At 58.8% G+C, this 17,225-nt stretch carries 22 protein-coding genes; 16 read left to right on the top strand and 6 right to left on the bottom strand.

The window, feature by feature from the left end:
* The 4 genes from ACKWJN_RS05645 to ACKWJN_RS05630 form a co-directional block, all read left to right on the top strand.
* A partial coding sequence (locus ACKWJN_RS05645) for an oleate hydratase (RefSeq protein WP_408595316.1) occupies positions 1–1,197 on the top strand: 1,197 nt, incomplete at its 5' end.
* A gap of 177 nt (positions 1,198–1,374) precedes the next feature.
* Positions 1,375–1,593 carry a molybdopterin-binding protein gene (locus tag ACKWJN_RS05640; protein WP_408595314.1) on the top strand — a complete coding sequence of 73 codons (219 nt, stop codon included), beginning with the start codon at positions 1,375–1,377 and terminating at the stop codon, positions 1,591–1,593.
* Between the two features lie 31 nt (positions 1,594–1,624).
* Positions 1,625–2,260, top strand: a complete 636-nt coding sequence (locus ACKWJN_RS05635) for an RBBP9/YdeN family alpha/beta hydrolase (RefSeq protein ID WP_408595312.1) — start codon at positions 1,625–1,627, stop codon at positions 2,258–2,260.
* Between the two features lie 149 nt (positions 2,261–2,409).
* The gene (locus ACKWJN_RS05630) at positions 2,410–3,417 is read left to right on the top strand and encodes a sulfate ABC transporter substrate-binding protein (protein WP_408595310.1); all 1,008 of its coding nucleotides are present in this window, start codon (positions 2,410–2,412) and stop codon (positions 3,415–3,417) included.
* 5 nt (positions 3,418–3,422) lie between these two features.
* On the opposite strand, the gene ACKWJN_RS05625 is transcribed toward ACKWJN_RS05630, so the two are convergent.
* From ACKWJN_RS05625 to ACKWJN_RS05615, 3 genes are read right to left on the bottom strand one after another with little or no spacing between them, the layout of a single operon-like run.
* The gene (locus ACKWJN_RS05625; protein WP_408595308.1) at positions 3,423–4,163 is read right to left on the bottom strand and encodes an amino acid ABC transporter ATP-binding protein; all 741 of its coding nucleotides are present in this window, start codon (positions 4,161–4,163) and stop codon (positions 3,423–3,425) included.
* 17 nt (positions 4,164–4,180) lie between these two features.
* Complete coding sequence (locus ACKWJN_RS05620; RefSeq protein ID WP_408595306.1) at positions 4,181–5,290, bottom strand: amino acid ABC transporter permease; 1,110 nt, start codon at positions 5,288–5,290, stop codon at positions 4,181–4,183.
* Positions 5,290–6,267, bottom strand: a complete 978-nt coding sequence (locus tag ACKWJN_RS05615) for an amino acid ABC transporter permease (protein ID WP_408595304.1) — start codon at positions 6,265–6,267, stop codon at positions 5,290–5,292. The genes ACKWJN_RS05620 and ACKWJN_RS05615 overlap by 1 nt, the downstream gene beginning before the upstream one ends.
* 252 nt (positions 6,268–6,519) lie before the next feature.
* Here ACKWJN_RS05615 and ACKWJN_RS05610 point away from each other — a divergent pair, with 252 nt between their 5' ends.
* Entirely contained in the window at positions 6,520–6,927 is a 408-nt protein-coding gene (locus tag ACKWJN_RS05610) for a BLUF domain-containing protein (protein ID WP_408595302.1), read from the top strand.
* A gap of 30 nt (positions 6,928–6,957) precedes the next feature.
* Here the strand turns inward: ACKWJN_RS05610 and ACKWJN_RS05605 are convergent, their stop codons facing one another.
* Positions 6,958–7,500, bottom strand: a complete 543-nt coding sequence (locus tag ACKWJN_RS05605) for a Crp/Fnr family transcriptional regulator (RefSeq protein WP_408595318.1) — start codon at positions 7,498–7,500, stop codon at positions 6,958–6,960.
* Between the two features lie 189 nt (positions 7,501–7,689).
* On the opposite strand from ACKWJN_RS05605, the gene ACKWJN_RS05600 reads away from it, so the two are divergent.
* The 6 genes from ACKWJN_RS05600 (at position 7,690) to ACKWJN_RS05575 (ending at position 10,900) form a co-directional block, all read left to right on the top strand.
* Positions 7,690–8,382 carry a DUF4395 domain-containing protein gene (locus tag ACKWJN_RS05600; protein WP_408595300.1) on the top strand — a complete coding sequence of 231 codons (693 nt, stop codon included), beginning with the start codon at positions 7,690–7,692 and terminating at the stop codon, positions 8,380–8,382.
* A gap of 11 nt (positions 8,383–8,393) precedes the next feature.
* Complete coding sequence (locus tag ACKWJN_RS05595) at positions 8,394–8,675, top strand: heavy-metal-associated domain-containing protein (RefSeq protein ID WP_408595298.1); 282 nt, start codon at positions 8,394–8,396, stop codon at positions 8,673–8,675.
* Between the two features lie 92 nt (positions 8,676–8,767).
* On the top strand, positions 8,768–9,229 hold the full coding sequence (locus ACKWJN_RS05590; RefSeq protein ID WP_408595296.1) for an OsmC family protein: 462 nt from the start codon (positions 8,768–8,770) through the stop codon (positions 9,227–9,229).
* Positions 9,230–9,234: 5 nt separating this feature from the next.
* Positions 9,235–9,573, top strand: a complete 339-nt coding sequence (locus tag ACKWJN_RS05585) for a hypothetical protein (protein ID WP_408595294.1) — start codon at positions 9,235–9,237, stop codon at positions 9,571–9,573.
* A gap of 74 nt (positions 9,574–9,647) precedes the next feature.
* Complete coding sequence (locus tag ACKWJN_RS05580; protein WP_408595292.1) at positions 9,648–10,028, top strand: rhodanese-like domain-containing protein; 381 nt, start codon at positions 9,648–9,650, stop codon at positions 10,026–10,028.
* Positions 10,029–10,039: 11 nt separating this feature from the next.
* Positions 10,040–10,900 (top strand): MBL fold metallo-hydrolase, encoded by an 861-nt coding sequence (locus ACKWJN_RS05575; RefSeq protein ID WP_408595290.1) that lies wholly within the window; start codon positions 10,040–10,042, stop codon positions 10,898–10,900.
* A 48-nt stretch (positions 10,901–10,948) separates the two neighbouring features.
* Here ACKWJN_RS05575 and ACKWJN_RS05570 read toward each other — a convergent pair whose 3' ends face one another.
* The gene (locus tag ACKWJN_RS05570) at positions 10,949–11,989 is read right to left on the bottom strand and encodes an amino acid ABC transporter substrate-binding protein (RefSeq protein WP_408595288.1); all 1,041 of its coding nucleotides are present in this window, start codon (positions 11,987–11,989) and stop codon (positions 10,949–10,951) included.
* Between the two features lie 170 nt (positions 11,990–12,159).
* Here ACKWJN_RS05570 and ACKWJN_RS05565 point away from each other — a divergent pair, with 170 nt between their 5' ends.
* From ACKWJN_RS05565 to ACKWJN_RS05545, 5 genes are read left to right on the top strand one after another with little or no spacing between them, the layout of a single operon-like run.
* Positions 12,160–12,756 carry an RBBP9/YdeN family alpha/beta hydrolase gene (locus ACKWJN_RS05565; protein ID WP_408595286.1) on the top strand — a complete coding sequence of 199 codons (597 nt, stop codon included), beginning with the start codon at positions 12,160–12,162 and terminating at the stop codon, positions 12,754–12,756.
* Positions 12,753–13,745: a sulfate ABC transporter substrate-binding protein gene (locus ACKWJN_RS05560; protein WP_408595284.1), complete on the top strand. Its 993-nt coding sequence runs from the start codon at positions 12,753–12,755 to the stop codon at positions 13,743–13,745. The genes ACKWJN_RS05565 and ACKWJN_RS05560 overlap by 4 nt, the downstream gene beginning before the upstream one ends.
* A 6-nt stretch (positions 13,746–13,751) precedes the next feature.
* Positions 13,752–14,606, top strand: coding sequence for a sulfate ABC transporter permease subunit CysT (gene cysT, locus ACKWJN_RS05555; protein ID WP_408595282.1), 855 nt, complete (start codon positions 13,752–13,754; stop codon positions 14,604–14,606).
* Entirely contained in the window at positions 14,603–15,544 is a 942-nt protein-coding gene (cysW, locus tag ACKWJN_RS05550; protein WP_408595280.1) for a sulfate ABC transporter permease subunit CysW, read from the top strand. Before cysT ends, cysW begins: the two co-directional genes overlap by 4 nt.
* Positions 15,541–16,629 carry a sulfate/molybdate ABC transporter ATP-binding protein gene (locus ACKWJN_RS05545; RefSeq protein ID WP_408595278.1) on the top strand — a complete coding sequence of 363 codons (1,089 nt, stop codon included), beginning with the start codon at positions 15,541–15,543 and terminating at the stop codon, positions 16,627–16,629. Before cysW ends, ACKWJN_RS05545 begins: the two co-directional genes overlap by 4 nt.
* Before the next feature lie 36 nt (positions 16,630–16,665).
* On the opposite strand, the gene ACKWJN_RS05540 is transcribed toward ACKWJN_RS05545, so the two are convergent.
* On the bottom strand, positions 16,666–17,225 hold a 560-nt coding region (locus ACKWJN_RS05540; RefSeq protein ID WP_408595276.1), incomplete at its 5' end, for a dienelactone hydrolase family protein.

The following is a 17,225-nucleotide window of genomic DNA, read 5'->3' as shown; positions in this document are numbered from 1 at the left end:
ATGGGCGACCGGCTGGAACTGCTCAAGCTCGTCAGCGCCGACGAGGCATCGCTGGGCGCCAGCTGCATCACCGATCACCTGTCGCCGGCCTTCTTCGAGACCGAGTTCTGGTTCATGTGGGTCACCACCTTCGCCTTCCAGCCCTGGCACAGCGCGGTGGAGTTCAGGCGCTACCTGCACCGCTTCATGCTGGAGTTCTCGCGAATCGAGACACTGGCCGGCGTCAAGCGCACGGTGTTGAACCAGTACGACTCGCTGGTCGTGCCGCTGCAGCAGTGGCTGGCCGGGCAAGGCGTGCGCATGCTCACCGACTGCACCGTCACCGACATCGACCACCGCGGCGCCGACCGCCCGTTCGAGGTCATCGCACTGCACTGCACGGTGCAGGGCCAGGCCGAGATCAAGCAGCTGGAGGACGGGGATCTGGTCTTCCTGCAGAACGGCTCGATGACCGACGCCTCCAGCCTGGGCTCGATGACGGCGGCGCCGCCCAAGCTGAAGAAGGCGCCCAACGGCAGCTGGACGCTGTGGGAGAAGCTGGCCCAGGATCGGCCGTCGTTCGGCAACCCGGCGGCGTTCAACAGTTGCGTCGCGCAGTCGGACTGGGCCTCGTTCACCGTCACGCTCAAGCACCCGGCGTTCTTCGACCAGATGCAGCGCTTCAGCGGCAACGAGGCCGGCACCGGCGGCCTGGTGACGTTCAAGGATTCGAACTGGCTGATGTCGATCGTGCTGGCGCACCAGCCGCACTTTGCCAACCAGCCAGCCGATGTGCAGGTGTTCTGGGGCTACGGGCTGTTCCCCGACCGCGTCGGCAACTTCGTTGCCAAGGCCATGGCCGATTGCACGGGTGCGGAGTTGCTGGAGGAACTGTGCGGCCACCTGCGCTTTGACCTGGACACCGTGAGCGCGGCCAACTGCATCCCCTGCCGCATGCCCTACATCACCAGCATGTTCATGCCCCGTGCGCCGGGCGACCGCCCGCTGCCGGTGCCGCCGGGCACGAAGAACTTCGCCTTCATCAGCCAGTTCGTCGAGCTCCCGTTGGACTGCGTGTTCACGGTGGAGTTCTCGGTGCGGGCGGCGCAGACGGCGGTGGTCCAATTGCTCGGCCTCTCGACGCCGATTCCGCCGGTGACCGCCCACGACCACGCGCTGCACGCGCAGTTCGATGCCCTGGTCAAGGCGCTGAAGTAGCCGCGCGCCGTGCGGCCCCGGCCGCGTCGTTGGTGGCATATGCGCCGCCCGCATGAGCAAGGCCGAATCGCTTCGTTCACGCGATGCTGCCGGCTGCGGCCTACTGTTGACCTGTCTGCTGCGGGCTGTGAGCCGGCAGTACCGAACGTCAACCTGCCTCTGCCGCTTGCCACCGCCATGACCATCACCGCCATCAATGTTCGCAACCAGTTCCGCGGCGTCGTCCGCGAGGTGATCGAGGGCCCGGTGGTCAGCGAGGTGGATGTGGAGACGCCCAGTGGCTTGATCGTCACCTCGGTGATCACCACGCGCTCGGTCAAGGAGCTGGGCCTGGTGGTGGGCAAGGACGTGGTGGCCCTGGTCAAGTCGACCGAGGTCTCGATCGCCACGCTCTGAGCCTGGCCTGTCCAGCCGCTCGCCCGCGACCATGGCTTGCTTCTGCCCTTCGGCATCGGCGCAGGGTCAGCGCGCGCCACGGCTGCTGATCGTGCCGGGCTTGCATGACAGCGGGCACGCGCATTGGCAGACCTGGCTGCAGGGGCTGTACCGCCACAGCGTGCGCGTCCAGCAGGCCGATTGGCACACGCCTGATCTTGACCGCTGGAGCGCCCAGATTGGCCAGACGCTGGCGCGTGCCGGTCCGGGCCCGTGGATCGTGGCGGCGCACAGCTTTGGCTGCCTGGCGCTGGCCCACCACCTGGCCCACAGCACGACGCGGCCTGGCCACGGTGTGGCGGCCGCCTTGCTGGTGGCGCCGGCCGAGCCCGACAAGTTCGGCCTGGCCGACCAGTTGCCCCAGACCGAGTTGCCAGTGCTCAGCACCCTGGTGGCCAGCGAGACCGACCCCTGGATGACCGCGCTCAGCGCCCGCCGCTGGGCGGGCCGCTGGGGCAGCCACTGGGTCAATCTGGGCGATGTGGGCCACATCAACGCCGAATCCGGCTTTGGCCCGCTGCCGTTTGCGCGGCGCTGGGTGCTGGCGATGGAACAGCGCCTGGCGCGCGAGCGTCGGCAGGTCAGCGACGCCGCGCCGGCCGAGCCCGGCTGGCGGTTTGCTGTGTAGCGGGCGGCAGCTGGGGCCGCTGTGCAGGCGTCATTCGTCTGCATATCTGTTTTTGGCATGAACAAGCGTGGATCGCTTCGTTTGTCGAAATAGGTGGCCTGCCTAGCATCCGCAGCATTCCTTCCTCACTGCCTGTCCAGGCTTCACGCATGACTTCGCTTCGCTTTTTCCGCCATACCGTTGTGGCCCTGGGCCTGGCTGCCGTGGCCGGTGCCGTGCTGGCCAAGGACATCACGCTGCTGAACGTCAGCTACGACCCGACGCGCGAGCTGTATGTGGACGTGAACAAGGCCTTTGCTGCGCAGTGGAAGGCCAGGACCGGCGACACCGTCAGCATCAAGCAAAGCCATGGCGGCTCGGGCAAGCAGGCCCGCTCGGTGATCGACGGCCTGGAGGCCGACGTGGTGACGCTGGCCCTGGCCTACGACATCGACGAGATCGGCGAGCGCGCCAAGCTGCTGCCCGCCGACTGGCAAAAGCGCCTGAAGCACAACAGCAGCCCCTACACCAGCACCATCGTGTTCCTGGTGCGCAAGGGCAACCCCAAGGGCATCAAGGACTGGGACGACCTGGTCAAGCCCGGCATCAGCGTGATCACGCCCAACCCCAAAACCTCGGGTGGCGCACGCTGGAACTACTTGGCGGCGTGGGAGTTTGCCAAACGCAAATACGGCGGGGACGCCAAAGCCAAAGACTTTGTGGCCCAGCTCTACAAAAACGTGCCCGTGCTCGACACTGGCGCACGTGGCTCGTCCATCACCTTTGCGCAACGCAACCAAGGCGATGTGTTCATCTCGTGGGAGAACGAAGCGCACCTGTTGGAAAAAGAATTCGGCAACAAGGTCGACATCGTCTACCCGTCCCTCAGCATCTTGGCTGAACCCCCCGTGACGGTGGTGGACAAAACCGTGGACCGCAAAGGCACACGCAAAGTGGCCGAGGCGTATGTGAACTACCTCTACACCGACGAAGGCCAAGACATTGCGGGCAAAAACTTCTACCGCCCCATCTCGCCCAAGGCCCAGGCCAAGTACGTCAAGCAGTTGCCCAAGCTGCCTTTGTTCACCATCGACCAAGCTTTTGGCGGCTGGGCCAAAGCCGACAAAGACCACTTTGCCGATGGCGGCAGCTTCGATCAGATTTACCTGAAGAAATAAGGCCTTCAGTGCCCAATCACCTTGGCCAAAAACGCCTGGGTGCGCGGGTGCTGGGGTTGGTCAAAGAACACCGCAGGCGGGGCTTGCTCGACGATCTGGCCCTGGTCCATGAAGATCACGCGGTCGGCCACGGCCCGTGCAAAACCCATCTCGTGGGTGACGCACAGCATGGTGATGCCTTGTTCGGCCAGGCTCACCATCACGTCCAGCACCTCCTGCACCATCTCGGGGTCGAGGGCCGAGGTCGGTTCGTCAAACAACATGATGTGTGGCGTCAGGCACAGCGCGCGCGCAATCGCCACGCGCTGCTGTTGGCCGCCTGAGAGTTGCAGCGGAAACTTGTGCGCTTGCTCGGCAATGCGCACACGCTCCAGTTGCTGCATGGCACGCTCACGCGCTTGGGCGGGGGAGAGTTGGCCCACCCAGATGGGCGAGAGGGTCAGGTTGTCGAGCACGCTCAGGTGCGGAAACAGGTTGAACTGCTGAAACACCATGCCCACTTGGCGGCGCACTTGCTCGATGGCTTTGACGTCGTCGCGCAGTTCAATGCCTGCCACTTCCAATCGGCCTTCTTGGTGTTCTTCCAAACGGTTGATGCAACGGATCAGGGTCGACTTGCCCGAGCCCGACGGGCCGCAAATCACCACGCGTTCGCCGCGTGCAATTTCTAGGTTGATGTCGCGCAGCACATGGAAGTCGCCAAACCATTTGTTGACCTGGTCGAAACGGATGATGGGGTCGGCCACTGGGCACTCCTTGGGGGTCAACGGTGTGACACCTGGCGTTCAACCCACAGGCTGTAGCGCGACAGGCTCAAGCAAAACACAAAGTAAATCAGCGTGATGAACAGGTAGCCTTCGATCTTGAAAGGCCGCCAGTTCGGGTCGCCTTGCACCGCCAGCCCGAGCGAGCCCGACAGCTCGTACAAGCTCACGATGGTCACCAGCGAGGTGTCTTTGAAGATGGCGATGAAGTTGTTCATCAGGCCCGGCACCACATGCGCCAGGGCTTGCGGCAACACCACCAAGCGTTGCGTTTGCCAATAGCCCAGGCCCAGTGTGGCCGCGGCTTCCAGCTGACCCCGAGGAATGGCTTGCAAGCCGCCGCGCACAATTTCGGCGGTGTAAGCGGCCGAGAACAAGGTGATGCCCACCAACACCCGCAGCAGCACATCGGGTGAGGTGCCCGTGGGCATGAGCAATGGAAACATGAAGCTGGCCATGAACAGCACCGAGATCAGGGGCACACCGCGCACCAACTCGATGTAGGTGATGCACACACTGCGAATGGCGGGCATCTGGCTTTGCCGCCCCAGCGCCACCAGCACCCCCAGCGGAAATGCCAGGCCGATGGACAAGCTGGCCAGCATCAAGGTCAGAGGCAGGCCGCCCCACTGGTCGGTGGACACGGGGCTCAAGCCGGTCGGCACGCCCCACCCACTGCCGCCGCCCATCAAGCCAAAAAACAGCAGCCACACGCCCGCCCATGCCACGGCCAAACCACGCTTCCAGCAGGCCGGCACACAGCTGAGCACCAGCAACACCACCAACGCCAGCGTGGCCAACACCGGGCGCCACTGTTCATCAAACGGGTAGCGGCCCAGCAAGATCAGGCGGTATTTTTCAGCCACCACGCCCCAGCAGGCACCACTGCCGCGCACGGCTTGGCAGCTGTCGGCGTCGGGGCGGAACACCGCGTGCCACAGGCCCCATTCAACAGCCGCTGGCAGCCACCAGGCCAGCCAGGCGATCAGCACCGCTGACACCAGTGCGTTGCCGGGCGTGCCCCACAGGTGGCGCTGGCACCAGGCCCACATGCTGCCGTGTTGGGCGGGCGGGGTGCGGGCGGCGATCAGTTCAGCAGGCTGCGCCATCACCGTTCTTTCAGCGCCACGCGGCGGTTGTAGGCGTTCATCAGCGCGGCGGTCAACAGCGACAAGCTCAGGTACACCGCCATCACCAAGGCAATGCACTCCACGGCACGACCGGTTTGGTTGAGTGCGGTGTTGGAGATGTTCACCAAGTCCGGGTAGCCAATGGCCACGGCGAGCGACGAGTTTTTGATGAGGTTGAGGTATTGGTTGGTCATGGGCGGCACGATCAGGCGCATGGCCTGTGGCAGCACCACCAGCCGCAAGGTCAGCCACGGCGACAGGCCCACACTGCGCGCCGCCTCGGTCTGTCCTTGGGGCACCGAAAGCAAGCCAGCGCGCACCACCTCGGCCACAAAGGCGGAGGTGTACAAGCTCAGGCCCCAAGTCAGCGCTAAAAATTCAGGGCTCAGGCTGGCACCGCCCAGCACATTGCCGTCTTGCCAGACTGGCAAGTCCCACAGCCAGTGGCTATCCAGGTGCACCAGCCAGGGCAGGGTCAGGCCGCTCTTGCTCAAAAACAGCAGGTCGGCCACATGCAGCGGTGTGTCGCTGTCAGGCATCCATTCGACCAACAGCACGTACCACATGAAGAGTTGCAGCAGCAAGGGAATATTGCGAAACAGCTCGGTGTAGGCATAGCACAAACCACGTGCCAGGGCGTTGCCAGACAAGCGGCCAATGCCCAGCAGCGTGCCCCACAGCGTGCAAGCGACGATGCCGATCAGCGACACGCGCAAGGTGTTGAGCAAGCCCACCCCAAACGCCTGCCAGTAGGGCTGGGTGGCATCAAAGGGGATCAGCGATTCGCCAATGTCAAAGCCTGCGGTGTCCCACAAAAAATCAAACCCGCTTTGAATGCCACGCGCACGCATGTTGGTGAGCGTGTTGCTGAGCAACCAGCCCACCACGCCCAGAAACACGGCGATGAGCGCGGCTTGGTAAATCAGGGCGCGGGTGCGGCGGCTGTTCCAGTTCATGCCGCAGACCTCATCACGCCAATGGAAGTGAGGGTGAATGCCACCAGGTGGCTTGGCGTGCTTTGCAATGAGAAAAAAGACATAGGACGTGACTTTAACTGGGCAAGCCGCCGTTGGCATTCATGGCGGCTGCGTGTGGATGGTTGAACTTTGGTTCAATTGGCGACAGTTTTTCAAAAGTTGACAACTTGCTGTCAGCATTCGCATCCATCCTCGCCTGTTTGACATGAGTTTGAACGCGAGCATTGCCCCATGCCTAATTCTGAGACCCCCACAACCCTGGAGCGCCTGGTCTACACCTCGCGAGCAACGGAGCCACTGGGCACCGTGGATTTGTTCAACATCCTGAACCATGCGCGGCACAACAATGCGCGTCTAGGGATCACCGGACATCTGTTGTACGCGGATGGCGTCTTTACACAATGCATCGAGGGCACGCCGGCAGCGATTGAAAGCTTGTGGCAATCGCTGATGAAAGACGCCAGGCATGAAGTCATCCGGGTGCAAGAGAGATCGCCCATCACGCAACGGCGATTTGCCGAGTGGTCGATGGCGTTCAGCAGCTACCGGTACCTGAATGCCTTCAACATGCCGGGCTTTTTTCCGTTGGACGCCAATGGCCAGTCTGAGAAGTCGGTGTTGTTGCCCACGCAGCCCTGACAAGGCATCGTTTCATTCGAGACCTTGGATTCATGTCAACGCCAACAGGCTTGACTCTCTCGTTATCAGTTCTTCTCTCTCAAGGCTGGCCAGCGTGCGATACAAGGCTTCGTGCGTGACACCCAGTTCACCAGCCAAAGATTTGAGGCCCGTGTTGACGTGGTATTGCCCGTCTTTGCCTTCGGTGTTGATCAAGTGCAGCACCCGATCCTTGACCGACTTCATGTTCAGGCGTTCGCACTGCAACCGAAGGCGTTTGACTTCTTGATTGAGCATACGGATCCACCGACCGGCAAAGGCGGGATCTTTGTTCAATGCGTCAGCAAGGCACGTCAGTGGAATTTGAATGATGTCCGAGTTGGCCACAACGCGTGCGTCGCAGTGGTACTTTGGGGATTGGAGACTTGCTTCACTCACAAAACCGTAGCGTGTTCTTTGAAGCACCACAGGGTCACCTTGTTGGCTCATGCGTTCAAGCGTGACTTCGCCACTCACAACAAAGTACATCCACTGTGGTTTCTTTCCTGTTTGAAATAGCAGGGACCCCTTCTTGACCGATGCGCTTTTGCACATTGAATGGAGAGTCTCAGGAAGCAAGAGTTTCAGGGCGGGGTGGACTTGTAAAGAATCTTCAGACATATGACTTAAATCATATGTTATTGCTGGAGCTCGGCGCAAACTACACCTAAACCACAGAAGAAAGTCATGTCGAACACATTTTTCCAATTTGGCGAACGCATTCCTGGCTACAACTTGGCTGTGATGAATGAGCGCGCGGTCAGGGCCGCGGCCGGTATCTTGTTTTTTATCGCCATCGTCTCGTTCATGAACGCCATGTTGTTGGGCAACTTTCAGCCCACGCGGGTTTTTGTTGTTGCATTTTTGATGGACTTCACGCTCAGAATTTTTGTCAACCCTAAGTTCTCGCCCAGCCTCATCCTTGGGCAATGGGTCGTGCGTCAACAAGAGCCAGAGTATGTGGGAGCCCCACAGAAACGATTTGCCTGGGCAATTGGTTTCACGCTGGCTTTGTTGATGCTTTATTTGATTGTTATCAAGGGCGTTGTTGGTCCGGTCAATATGCTGGTGTGTGGCACATGCCTGCTCTTGCTGTTCTTTGAGTCTTCGTTTGGTATTTGCATCGGATGCAAGCTCTATGACCTTTTCAGCAAAGAGCCTGTTCAGCTCTGTCCAGGTCATGTGTGCAGCTACACGTCCAAGCCCGGAGCAGGCGGAAGTCTTAGCCAAGGCATGGTCTTGGTGGCTTTTTTGGTGCTTGTGATGGGTGTGGCCAATTGGGTCTATGAACACCCCACAGCGAACCGAATGGTCATTGATCTCAATGCATCAACTGTTTCTCAAGACCCCGCAGAGCAAGAGCGCTGTAGCGTGCCAGAGTTTGCAAAAAAGTTGGGTCACGAGCAGCAATGGAAATTGCACAACGGATGTCATTAAAAGGAGTTCTTATGACCGTCAATCAAATTCAAGTTCACGTTGAGAACATCAAGTGCGGTGGGTGCGAAAAATCCATCGTCAAAGGTCTGTCCGCCATCGAGGGTATTTCCAATATCTCCATCAATCGTGATCAGCAGTTGGTGAGCGTGGACGCAGATGAATCGTTGCGAACAGAACTTCTGTCAAGGCTCAAATCCATGGGTTATCCCGAGCATGGGAGCGTCGGCGGCCTTGATGCCGGCCTTGCCAATGCAAAGTCATTTGTGAGCTGTGCCATCGGTCGGGTGTCTTGATCGGTTCAGGCCGTTGGGCAGTTTTTAATGGTTCAGCAAGTGCCGAGCAGATCTTTGATCTGCCAGCTTTGAACCACACTGAGGAGCCGAATATGTCGAGTAAAACTGTCAAAGTTGAGTTGACGCAGCAATCCAACTATCAATTCGTCATTGCGTTTGATGAACAAATACCCACCTTACTCGGAGATGAGCCTGCGCCGTTGGGTGAAGGAAAGGGCCCATCGCCAGTTCAGTTGCTTGCGGCGGCGGTGGGAAACTGCTTGAGCGATTCATTGTTTTTTGCTTTGCAAAAATTCAAGCAGTCACCTGAACCCATTCACACCCTGGTTGAGGCTGAGGTGGGGCGAAATGAGCAAGGTCGGATACGGGTTTTAAGCATGACGGCGAAGCTGCATTTGGGTGTTGAGGCTAATGAGCTGCAACAACTCGACCGAGTCCTCGCTCAGTTTGAGGAGTTCTGCACTGTCACGCAAAGTGTGGGCCAGGGCATACCCATTCACACCCGTGTGCTGGACTCCAAAGGGGTCATCCTCAAGGACTCACTGGCCACCTGAGTCATATGAAATATTCGTTGAAAAATTTATCTGCAGTAACGGTCATGTTCGGTGCTCTGACCAGTGTCGCTGATCCTGTGTGGGCAGGTCGCTGTGGTACTGAGATGTCCGCAGTAGATCAAAAAATTCGAAAACAATACGGTGAAGATTTGACTTGGTGGACGATGTTAGGCTGCCCCGTTTGCCTTGGCGCTGAATTGCGCAAAGATGCCATCGTCACCAAAGCTCAAATCAAAGAGATCAGCTTTCATCGCAATATTGCCTATGTGCAATTGACGCGTGGAAATGACCAGCAATGCGTGGATGCTTTGAAAATTCCTAAGCGCATGCTTAGACTTGGCTAAGCAACGAAATACCCATGCGTGATGCCACCCCGCCGAAAATCTCAACGGGTCAACCAATTTCAAGAGTCACACCCATGAAAACTGCACATGATCTTGTTGTCCAGGCCAAGTCTCACACCCTAGAAATCCCCATCGCTCTGGCCGATGGCGCTGTTCGCAATGCGGATGTTTTGATTGATGTGCGCGAGGCCGACGAATATGCGGCAGGCCATATTCCAGGTGCCGTGCACATGTCACGCGGTCTGCTCGAATTCAAAATAAGTGGCAGCCCAGAGCTTGCAGCGCGCGACCTCAACATCGTGCTGTACTGCAAAACCAGCGGCCGTGCAGCACTTGCCGCCGTTCAATTGAAGGAGATGGGTTACCTCAAAGTCAGTTCAATTGCCGGAGGATTTGATGCCTGGGTGGCTGCTGGCAACGCAACTGCTCAAGCGGCCACACCTGTATTTGAATAAACGCATCAATCATGCAGACACCCAACGTTCAATCATTTTTTGATCCGATGACCTTCACGGTCACACACGTCGTGTCAGATCCAGTCACCCAGCGTGCCGCCATCATTGACAGTGTGATGGATTACGACCCGAAGTCAGGTCGCACCTCGATGGTCAGCGCCGACAAAGTGGTGGCGCATGTCATGACATCTGGCCTGACGGTGGACTGGCTGTTGGAGACCCATGCCCATGCAGATCACCTGTCTGCTGCGCCTTATCTCAAAGAAAAGCTGGGCGGACGCATTGCCATCGGTCGCGATATTTGTGCCGTCCAGACCGTATTTCAAAAAGTGTTCAACGCACCCGATATGGACATCAGCGGCGCTGACTTTGATCGCCTGCTTGACGATGGCGAAACCTTGCGCATTGGAGAGCTTGAAGTGAAGGTCGTGCATACACCGGGTCACACACCGGCTTGCATGACGTTTGTGTGCGGTTTGGACGCATTTGTTGGCGACACACTGTTCATGCCTGACTATGGCTCGGCGCGTTGTGACTTTCCAGGGGGAGACGCCGCCACACTTTTTAAATCTATTCGAAAAATCTTGGCGCTCAATCCTGCGACCAGGCTGCATTTATGCCACGACTATCCACCCGATGGTCGCGAACCCATGTGGGTGAGTACGGTGGAGATGCAACGAAAAGAAAATATCCATGTCCACGATGGCGTCACTGAACCGGAATTCGTCAGTATGCGTAAAGCGCGTGATAAGACCCTCGCCATGCCCGTGCTTATCTTGCCTTCGGTTCAGGTCAATGTGCGTGCAGGTAAATTTCCTCAGCCTGAGGGCAATGGTGTGAGTTATCTCAAGATCCCTTTGAACCTTCTCTAGCCAGCAAGGCGCGAGTTGGTGGTTGTCCCCAACCCACTGAGATTGAATTCAACGAATGGGAATGGCGTATTGCAAGCCGCCTTTGGACCACTGGGCGTTGAGTCCGCGTTTGAGGCCCAGCGGGGTTTTTTCACCCAAGTGCCGCTCGAACATCTCGCCGTAGTTGCCCACTGCCGCAATGGCGTGTGCCAACCACTCTTTGTCGAGCCCCAGCAGTTTGCCGGTGTCGTCAGATTTGCCCAGCAAGCGCAGCACCAGCGGATCGGTGCTGTCGGTTTTGAGGCTTTCCAAGTTGGCCGATGTGATGCCCACTTCTTCGGCTTCGATCAAGCCGTAGATGGTCCACTTCACAATCGCCAGCCACTCATCGTCCCCTCGACGCACCAATGGACCTAAGGGCTCTTTGGAGATGAGCTCGGGCAAGATCACATGGTCTTTGGGGTTCTTGGCTTCTTTGGCGCGGATCGAGGCCAAGCCTGAACCATCGGTGGTGTAAGCCTTGCAGCGGCCCGCAAAATAGGCAGCGTTGGCGGCGTCAAACTTTTCAAACACCACGGGTTTGAGGTCGAGCTTGTTGGCGCGTGAAAAGTCACTCAGGTTTTTTTCGGTGGTGGTGCCCGATTGCACGCACACCGTGGCCCCTTTGAGTTGCTTGGCACTTTTGAAGTTGGCTTTGGCAGGCACCATGAAGGCCTGGCCGTCGTAAAACGTCACGGCGGTTTGGTGCAGGCCCAGCGACGCATCGCGGGTGAGGGTGAAGGTGGTGTTGCGTGACAGCACATCCACCTCGCCCGATTGCAGCGCGGTGAAGCGTTGCGGTGCCGACAAGGGCACGAAGCGCACTTTGTTGGCGTCACCCAGCACCGCAGCGGCCACGGCGCGACACACGTCCACGTCTAGGCCACTCCACTTGCCTTGGCTGTCAGCAGCGCCAAAGCCTGCCAAGCCGGTGTTGACCCCGCACACCACTTGGCCGCGTTGTTTCACCGCGTCCAGTGTTTTGCCCGCCCAGGCGTGGGCCACACACAGGCTCAGCGTTGTGATCAAAAGCAAAGATCGCAACGGTGCGGGAATTGAAAGGCTTGCCATGCGGTATCTCCAACGTGAAAAACAGTTTGCCCATTGTCTGTCAAAGTGTGTTGTCACCAGAAGCTGGGATCAATTTCAGAGTGGGTTTGATCGTCTTATACGAAGCTGCACATAAGCAAACAACAATTGATTCGTTGTTGATCGGAGACTGGCCTCGCACAATGCAGGCCATGTCTTCCAATCCCACGCTCATCATCGTTCCAGGCTGGCGCGATTCAGGCCCTGGCCACTGGCAAAGCCTGTGGGCCGACGGCTTGACGCATGCTGTTCGGGTGCAGCAAGACGATTGGATTTCTCCCACCCGCAGCGCTTGGGTGCGCAGCATTGCCCACACGATTCAGGCGCAAGACGGCCCGGTGGTGTTGGTGGGGCACAGCCTAGGTGCCATTGCCATCACGCATTTGCCGCCTGAGGCGGTCACGCGTGTTCAAGGGGCATTGCTGGTGGCACCGGCTGATCCAGAGCGTCGTGCGCCTTTGGTCGACTTTGCCCCCGTGCCTTACCAACCCTTGCCTTACCGCAGTGTGTTGGTGGCCAGCAGCAACGACCCCTATTGTTCAGTTCGCACCGCAGGGGCCTATGCCCGCTCGTGGGGCAGTGAATTTGTCCGGTTGCAAAACGCCGGGCACATCAATGTCGAATCGGGTTTTGGCGACTGGCCATTGGGGCTCGCACTGTTGCAATCTTTGGTGGGTGCCCCGCTGGCCTTGAATGCGCCAGTTCAATCACCCGCATCTCTGACCCATCTCCACCTTCAATCCGCATGAAAAATTTGATTCTCGCTATTTGGGCATTGGCCTTGCTCACCGCCACCTCTTGGGCATCGGCACAAACCCTGCTGAACGCCTCGTACGACGTGGCGCGTGAGTTTTACAAAGACTACAACGTGACTTTTGTGGCGCATTACAAAAAGACCACCGGCAAAGACGTCAAGGTGGACCAAGCCCATGGGGGGTCGAGTGCGCAAGCGCGTGCCGTCCATGATGGGCTCGAGGCCGATGTGGTGACCATGAACACCACCACCGACATCGAGTTCTTGGCCAACAACGGTGTGGTGGCCAAAGACTGGGCCAAACGTTTTCCCAACAACGCGGCACCCACCACGTCCACCATGTTGTTCTTGACCCGCAATGGCAACCCCAAAGGCATCAAGGATTGGGACGACCTGATCAAGCCGGGCATACAGGTCATCATCGTCAACCCCAAAACCGGTGGCAACGGCCGCATGGCCTATTTGGCCGCGTGGGCCTATGTCCGCAAAAAAGGGGGCACCGACGCACAAGCGGCTGAGTTTGTGAGCAAGTTGTTCAAAAATGTGCCGGTGCTGGCCAAAGGCGGGCGCGACGCGACCACCATCTTTTTGCAACGCAACATCGGCGATGTGTTGGTGACCTTTGAGTCTGAGGTGATCTCGGTCGACCGTGAGTTCGGCACCGGCAAGGTCGATGCCGTGCACCCTTCGGTAAGCATCGTGGCAGAAAACCCAGTGGCAGTGGTGGAGCGCACCGTGGCCAAAAAGGGCACGGCTGAACTGGCCAAGGCCTATCTGGATTACCTGTACTCGGACGAGGCACAAGAAATTGCGGCCAAACATGCCTTGCGTCCACGCTCTGCGGCCTTGCTCAAGAAATACGCGGATACCTTCAAGCCCATCCAATTGGTGCCCGTGAGCGAGTATTTCGGTTCTTTGGGTGAGGCGCAGAAGGTGCACTTCAACGACGGTGGCCAGTTCGACAAAATTTACACGCTGAAGTAAGTACGCATGGCCTTGTTCTCTCTCTCCAAGCGGCACACGCCGGCGCGTGTGTTGCCGGGTTTCAACATCACCTTGGGCTTCACGCTGACTTACCTCAGCTTGATCGTGCTCATTCCTTTGTCGGCACTGATTTTCAAAACCTTCACCCTCACGTGGGACCAATTTTGGGCTGCTGTCACAGGCCCGCGTGTGATGGCTTCGTACCGTTTGACCTTTGGTGCGTCTTTGCTGGCAGCTTTGGTGAATGTGGTGTTTGGCTTGCTGGTGGCTTGGGTGCTGGTGCGCTACAACTTCTTTGGCAAGAAGGTGGTGGACGCCTTGGTGGACTTGCCGTTTGCGCTGCCCACGGCGGTGGCTGGCATATCGCTGACAGCTTTGCTGGCGGGCAACGGTTGGATCGGCCAGTACCTTGAACCGCTGGGCATCCAGTTGGCGTTCAACCCCAACGGGGTGGTGATTGCCTTGATCTTCATTGGCCTGCCGTTTGTGGTGCGCACGGTGCAGCCGGTGTTGGAAGATGCCGAAAAAGAACTGGAAGAAGCCGCCACTTGCCTGGGGGCCACACGCTGGCAAATTTTCAGTCGGGTGATTTTTCCGTCCATTGCACCGGCCTTGTTGACCGGCTTTGCCATGGCCTTTGCGCGCGCGATTGGTGAGTACGGCTCGGTCATCTTCATTGCGGGCAACATGCCCATGGTGTCAGAGATCACGCCACTCATCATCATCGGCAAGTTGGAGCAGTACGACTACGCCGGTGCCACTGCGGTGGCCTTGGTGATGTTGGTGATCTCCTTTGTGTTGTTGCTGGTCATCAACGCCTTGCAAGCCTGGCAGCGTCGCCACACCGGAGCGCCCGCATGAGTGCCGTGTTGAACCCTTCTTCCACCTCGGGTGTGACGGCCAAAGCCCAGCGTGCAGGCACCACCGAGCCCGCTTGGGTGCGCTGGAGTTTGATTGCCCTGGCGCTGGCTTTCATGTTCTTGTTTTTGGTCTTGCCCTTGGCTGCGGTGTTCACCGAAGCTTTGCGCAAGGGCGTCGACGCTTACTGGTTGGCGTTGCAAGAGCCCGATGCGTGGTCGGCCATCCGCTTGACCTTTTTCACCGCCTTGATTGCTGTGCCCTTGAACTTGGTGTTTGGTGTGGCAGCAGCTTGGGCGATTGCGAAATACGAATTTCCGGGCAAAGCGTTTTTGACCACCTTGGTGGACTTGCCGTTCTCGGTGTCACCGGTGGTGGCGGGTTTGATTTATGTCTTGATGTTTGGTGCCCAAGGTTGGTTTGGTCCTTGGTTGCAAGCCCACGACATCAAAATCATTTTTGCAGTGCCTGGCATTGTGCTGGCCACGGTGTTTGTGACCTTCCCGTTCATCGCGCGTGAGTTGATTCCCCTCATGCAAGCTCAGGGCAACGACGAAGAGCAAGCCGCCATCGTGCTGGGCGCCACAGGATGGCAAACCTTTTGGCATGTGACCCTGCCCAACATCAAATGGGGCCTGATTTATGGCGTCATCTTGTGCAATGCGCGTGCCATGGGTGAGTTTGGCGCGGTGTCGGTGGTGTCGGGCCACATCCGAGGGCAAACCAACACCATGCCTTTGCACGTTGAAATTTTGTACAACGAATACCAATCGGCGGCGGCGTTTGCCGTGGCCTCTTTGTTGGCCTTATTGGCCTTGGTGACCTTGGCCATCAAGTCGACGGTCGAGTGGCGTCATGCACGCGAACTCAAAGCCTCGGCCGATCTGCCACCTGAGCGCCCCGTCGCTGCCCCACACCTTTCCAAGAGCACACAGCCATGAGCATTGAAATCCGCAACATCCACAAACAGTTTGGCGACTTTCAAGCGCTGGGTGACGTCAGCCTGGACATTGAATCCGGTGAGCTGATTGCCTTGCTCGGCCCTTCGGGCTGTGGCAAGACCACCTTGCTGCGCATCATTGCGGGCTTGGAAACGGCTGACCGCGGCACCATTTCGTTCAGCGGCGAAGACACCACCCATGTGCATGTGCGCGAGCGTCAGGTGGGTTTTGTGTTTCAGCACTACGCGCTGTTTCGCCACATGACGGTGTTTGAAAACGTGGCCTTTGGCCTGCGCGTCAAACCCCGCAACCAACGCCCAAGCGAGGCGCAGATCCAACACAAAGTGCACGAGCTCTTGAGCCTGGTGCAACTCGATTGGTTGGCCGACCGCTACCCCTCACAGCTCTCAGGTGGACAACGCCAACGCATTGCGCTGGCACGTGCCTTGGCGGTGGAGCCCAAGGTGTTGTTGCTCGACGAGCCCTTTGGTGCCTTGGACGCCAAGGTGCGCAAAGAGTTGCGCCGTTGGTTGCGCCGCTTGCACGATGACTTGAACGTGACCACGATTTTTGTGACCCACGACCAAGAAGAAGCGCTCGAAGTGGCCGATCGTGTGGTGGTGATGAACCGGGGCCAGGTAGAGCAAGTGGGTTCACCCCAACAGGTGTGGGAACACCCGGCCAGCCCGTTTGTCTATGGCTTTTTGGGTGACGTGAATTTGTTCCATGGCCGTGCCCACGAAGGCGAGATGCACATTGGCATCGAAGGCCAGACCGTGCGCGTTCCCAGCCCCGAGCACCACAACGTCCAAGATGCCAAAGCCTCTGTGTTTGTGCGTCCGCACGACCTGGATGTGCGCCGCTACACGCAGGGTGACGGGGGCATCGTGGCGCAACTCACCCGCGCCATCGTGGTGGGCCCGACTGCCAGACTGGAGTTGGTGGCCGTGGAAGGCGACAACCCGTCGCAAGAGCAAATCATCGAGGCGCAGATTCCAGCAGCGCAGTTTTACGAACAAGGCTTTTCCGAAGGCGACACCTTGGTGCTGACGCCGCGCAAGGCGCGGGTCTTTGTGGCGGCGTAAGCAGGGGCCATAGGCCGCTGCCTAGGCCCTAGCGGCTCACAGGTTTTTGGCAAACCATGCCACGGCGCGTTGCCAGCCATCGGTGGCAGGGCCTGCGCGGTAGCTGGCGCGGTAGTCGGCGTGGAAAGCGTGTGGGGTGTCGGGGTAGACCACAAAGTCGCTGGCCTTGGCGGCGGCATTGCCTTGTGCTGCGGCTTGGGCCAGTGCGGCTTTCATGCGATCGACAGACGCCACGGGAATGCCAGTGTCGGCCGCGCCATACAAACCCAGCACCGGGGCTTTGAGTTGGGCCGCTTGTTCGGTGGGGTGGCTCGGGGTGATGGGGCTGGTTTGACCCTCTAAGCGGCCATACCAAGCGACACCGGCTTTGACGCTGGGGTTGCGTTGGGCATACAGCCACGTGATGCGGCCGCCCCAGCAAAACCCGGTGATGCCAATGCGCTGTGTGTTGCCACCTTGACCGCTGGCCCAGGCCACACAGGCGTCCAAGTCGCCCATCACCTGTGCATCGGGGACTTTGGAGATGACTTCGGCTTGCAGCTTGGCAATTTCGCCGTAGCTGCTGGCGTCGCCCTGGCGGATGAACATCTCAGGCG

Origin of the sequence: Limnohabitans sp., from assembly GCF_046052825.1 — a bacterium.
GTDB lineage: Bacteria > Pseudomonadota > Gammaproteobacteria > Burkholderiales > Burkholderiaceae_C > Limnohabitans.
The sequence above is the reverse complement of the archived record's forward strand: the minus strand, read 5'-3'. Positions and strand labels throughout refer to the sequence as shown.

Excerpts from the sequence above, each read along its gene's own strand:
- ACKWJN_RS05640 (WP_408595314.1), top strand. The coding sequence starts at position 1,375 with ATGACCATCACCGCCATCAATGTTCGCAACCAGTTCCGCGGCGTCGTC.
- ACKWJN_RS05635 (WP_408595312.1), top strand. The coding sequence starts at position 1,625 with ATGGCTTGCTTCTGCCCTTCGGCATCGGCGCAGGGTCAGCGCGCGCCA.
- ACKWJN_RS05630 (WP_408595310.1), top strand. The coding sequence starts at position 2,410 with ATGACTTCGCTTCGCTTTTTCCGCCATACCGTTGTGGCCCTGGGCCTG.
- ACKWJN_RS05620 (WP_408595306.1), bottom strand. The coding sequence starts at position 5,290 with ATGGCGCAGCCTGCTGAACTGATCGCCGCCCGCACCCCGCCCGCCCAA.
- ACKWJN_RS05615 (WP_408595304.1), bottom strand. The coding sequence starts at position 6,267 with ATGAACTGGAACAGCCGCCGCACCCGCGCCCTGATTTACCAAGCCGCG.
- ACKWJN_RS05610 (WP_408595302.1), top strand. The coding sequence starts at position 6,520 with ATGCCTAATTCTGAGACCCCCACAACCCTGGAGCGCCTGGTCTACACC.
- ACKWJN_RS05605 (WP_408595318.1), bottom strand. The coding sequence starts at position 7,500 with ATGTGCAAAAGCGCATCGGTCAAGAAGGGGTCCCTGCTATTTCAAACA.
- ACKWJN_RS05600 (WP_408595300.1), top strand. The coding sequence starts at position 7,690 with ATGAATGAGCGCGCGGTCAGGGCCGCGGCCGGTATCTTGTTTTTTATC.
- ACKWJN_RS05595 (WP_408595298.1), top strand. The coding sequence starts at position 8,394 with ATGACCGTCAATCAAATTCAAGTTCACGTTGAGAACATCAAGTGCGGT.
- ACKWJN_RS05590 (WP_408595296.1), top strand. The coding sequence starts at position 8,768 with ATGTCGAGTAAAACTGTCAAAGTTGAGTTGACGCAGCAATCCAACTAT.
- ACKWJN_RS05585 (WP_408595294.1), top strand. The coding sequence starts at position 9,235 with ATGAAATATTCGTTGAAAAATTTATCTGCAGTAACGGTCATGTTCGGT.
- ACKWJN_RS05580 (WP_408595292.1), top strand. The coding sequence starts at position 9,648 with ATGAAAACTGCACATGATCTTGTTGTCCAGGCCAAGTCTCACACCCTA.
- ACKWJN_RS05575 (WP_408595290.1), top strand. The coding sequence starts at position 10,040 with ATGCAGACACCCAACGTTCAATCATTTTTTGATCCGATGACCTTCACG.
- ACKWJN_RS05570 (WP_408595288.1), bottom strand. The coding sequence starts at position 11,989 with ATGGCAAGCCTTTCAATTCCCGCACCGTTGCGATCTTTGCTTTTGATC.
- ACKWJN_RS05565 (WP_408595286.1), top strand. The coding sequence starts at position 12,160 with ATGTCTTCCAATCCCACGCTCATCATCGTTCCAGGCTGGCGCGATTCA.
- ACKWJN_RS05560 (WP_408595284.1), top strand. The coding sequence starts at position 12,753 with ATGAAAAATTTGATTCTCGCTATTTGGGCATTGGCCTTGCTCACCGCC.
- cysT (WP_408595282.1), top strand. The coding sequence starts at position 13,752 with ATGGCCTTGTTCTCTCTCTCCAAGCGGCACACGCCGGCGCGTGTGTTG.
- cysW (WP_408595280.1), top strand. The coding sequence starts at position 14,603 with ATGAGTGCCGTGTTGAACCCTTCTTCCACCTCGGGTGTGACGGCCAAA.
- ACKWJN_RS05545 (WP_408595278.1), top strand. The coding sequence starts at position 15,541 with ATGAGCATTGAAATCCGCAACATCCACAAACAGTTTGGCGACTTTCAA.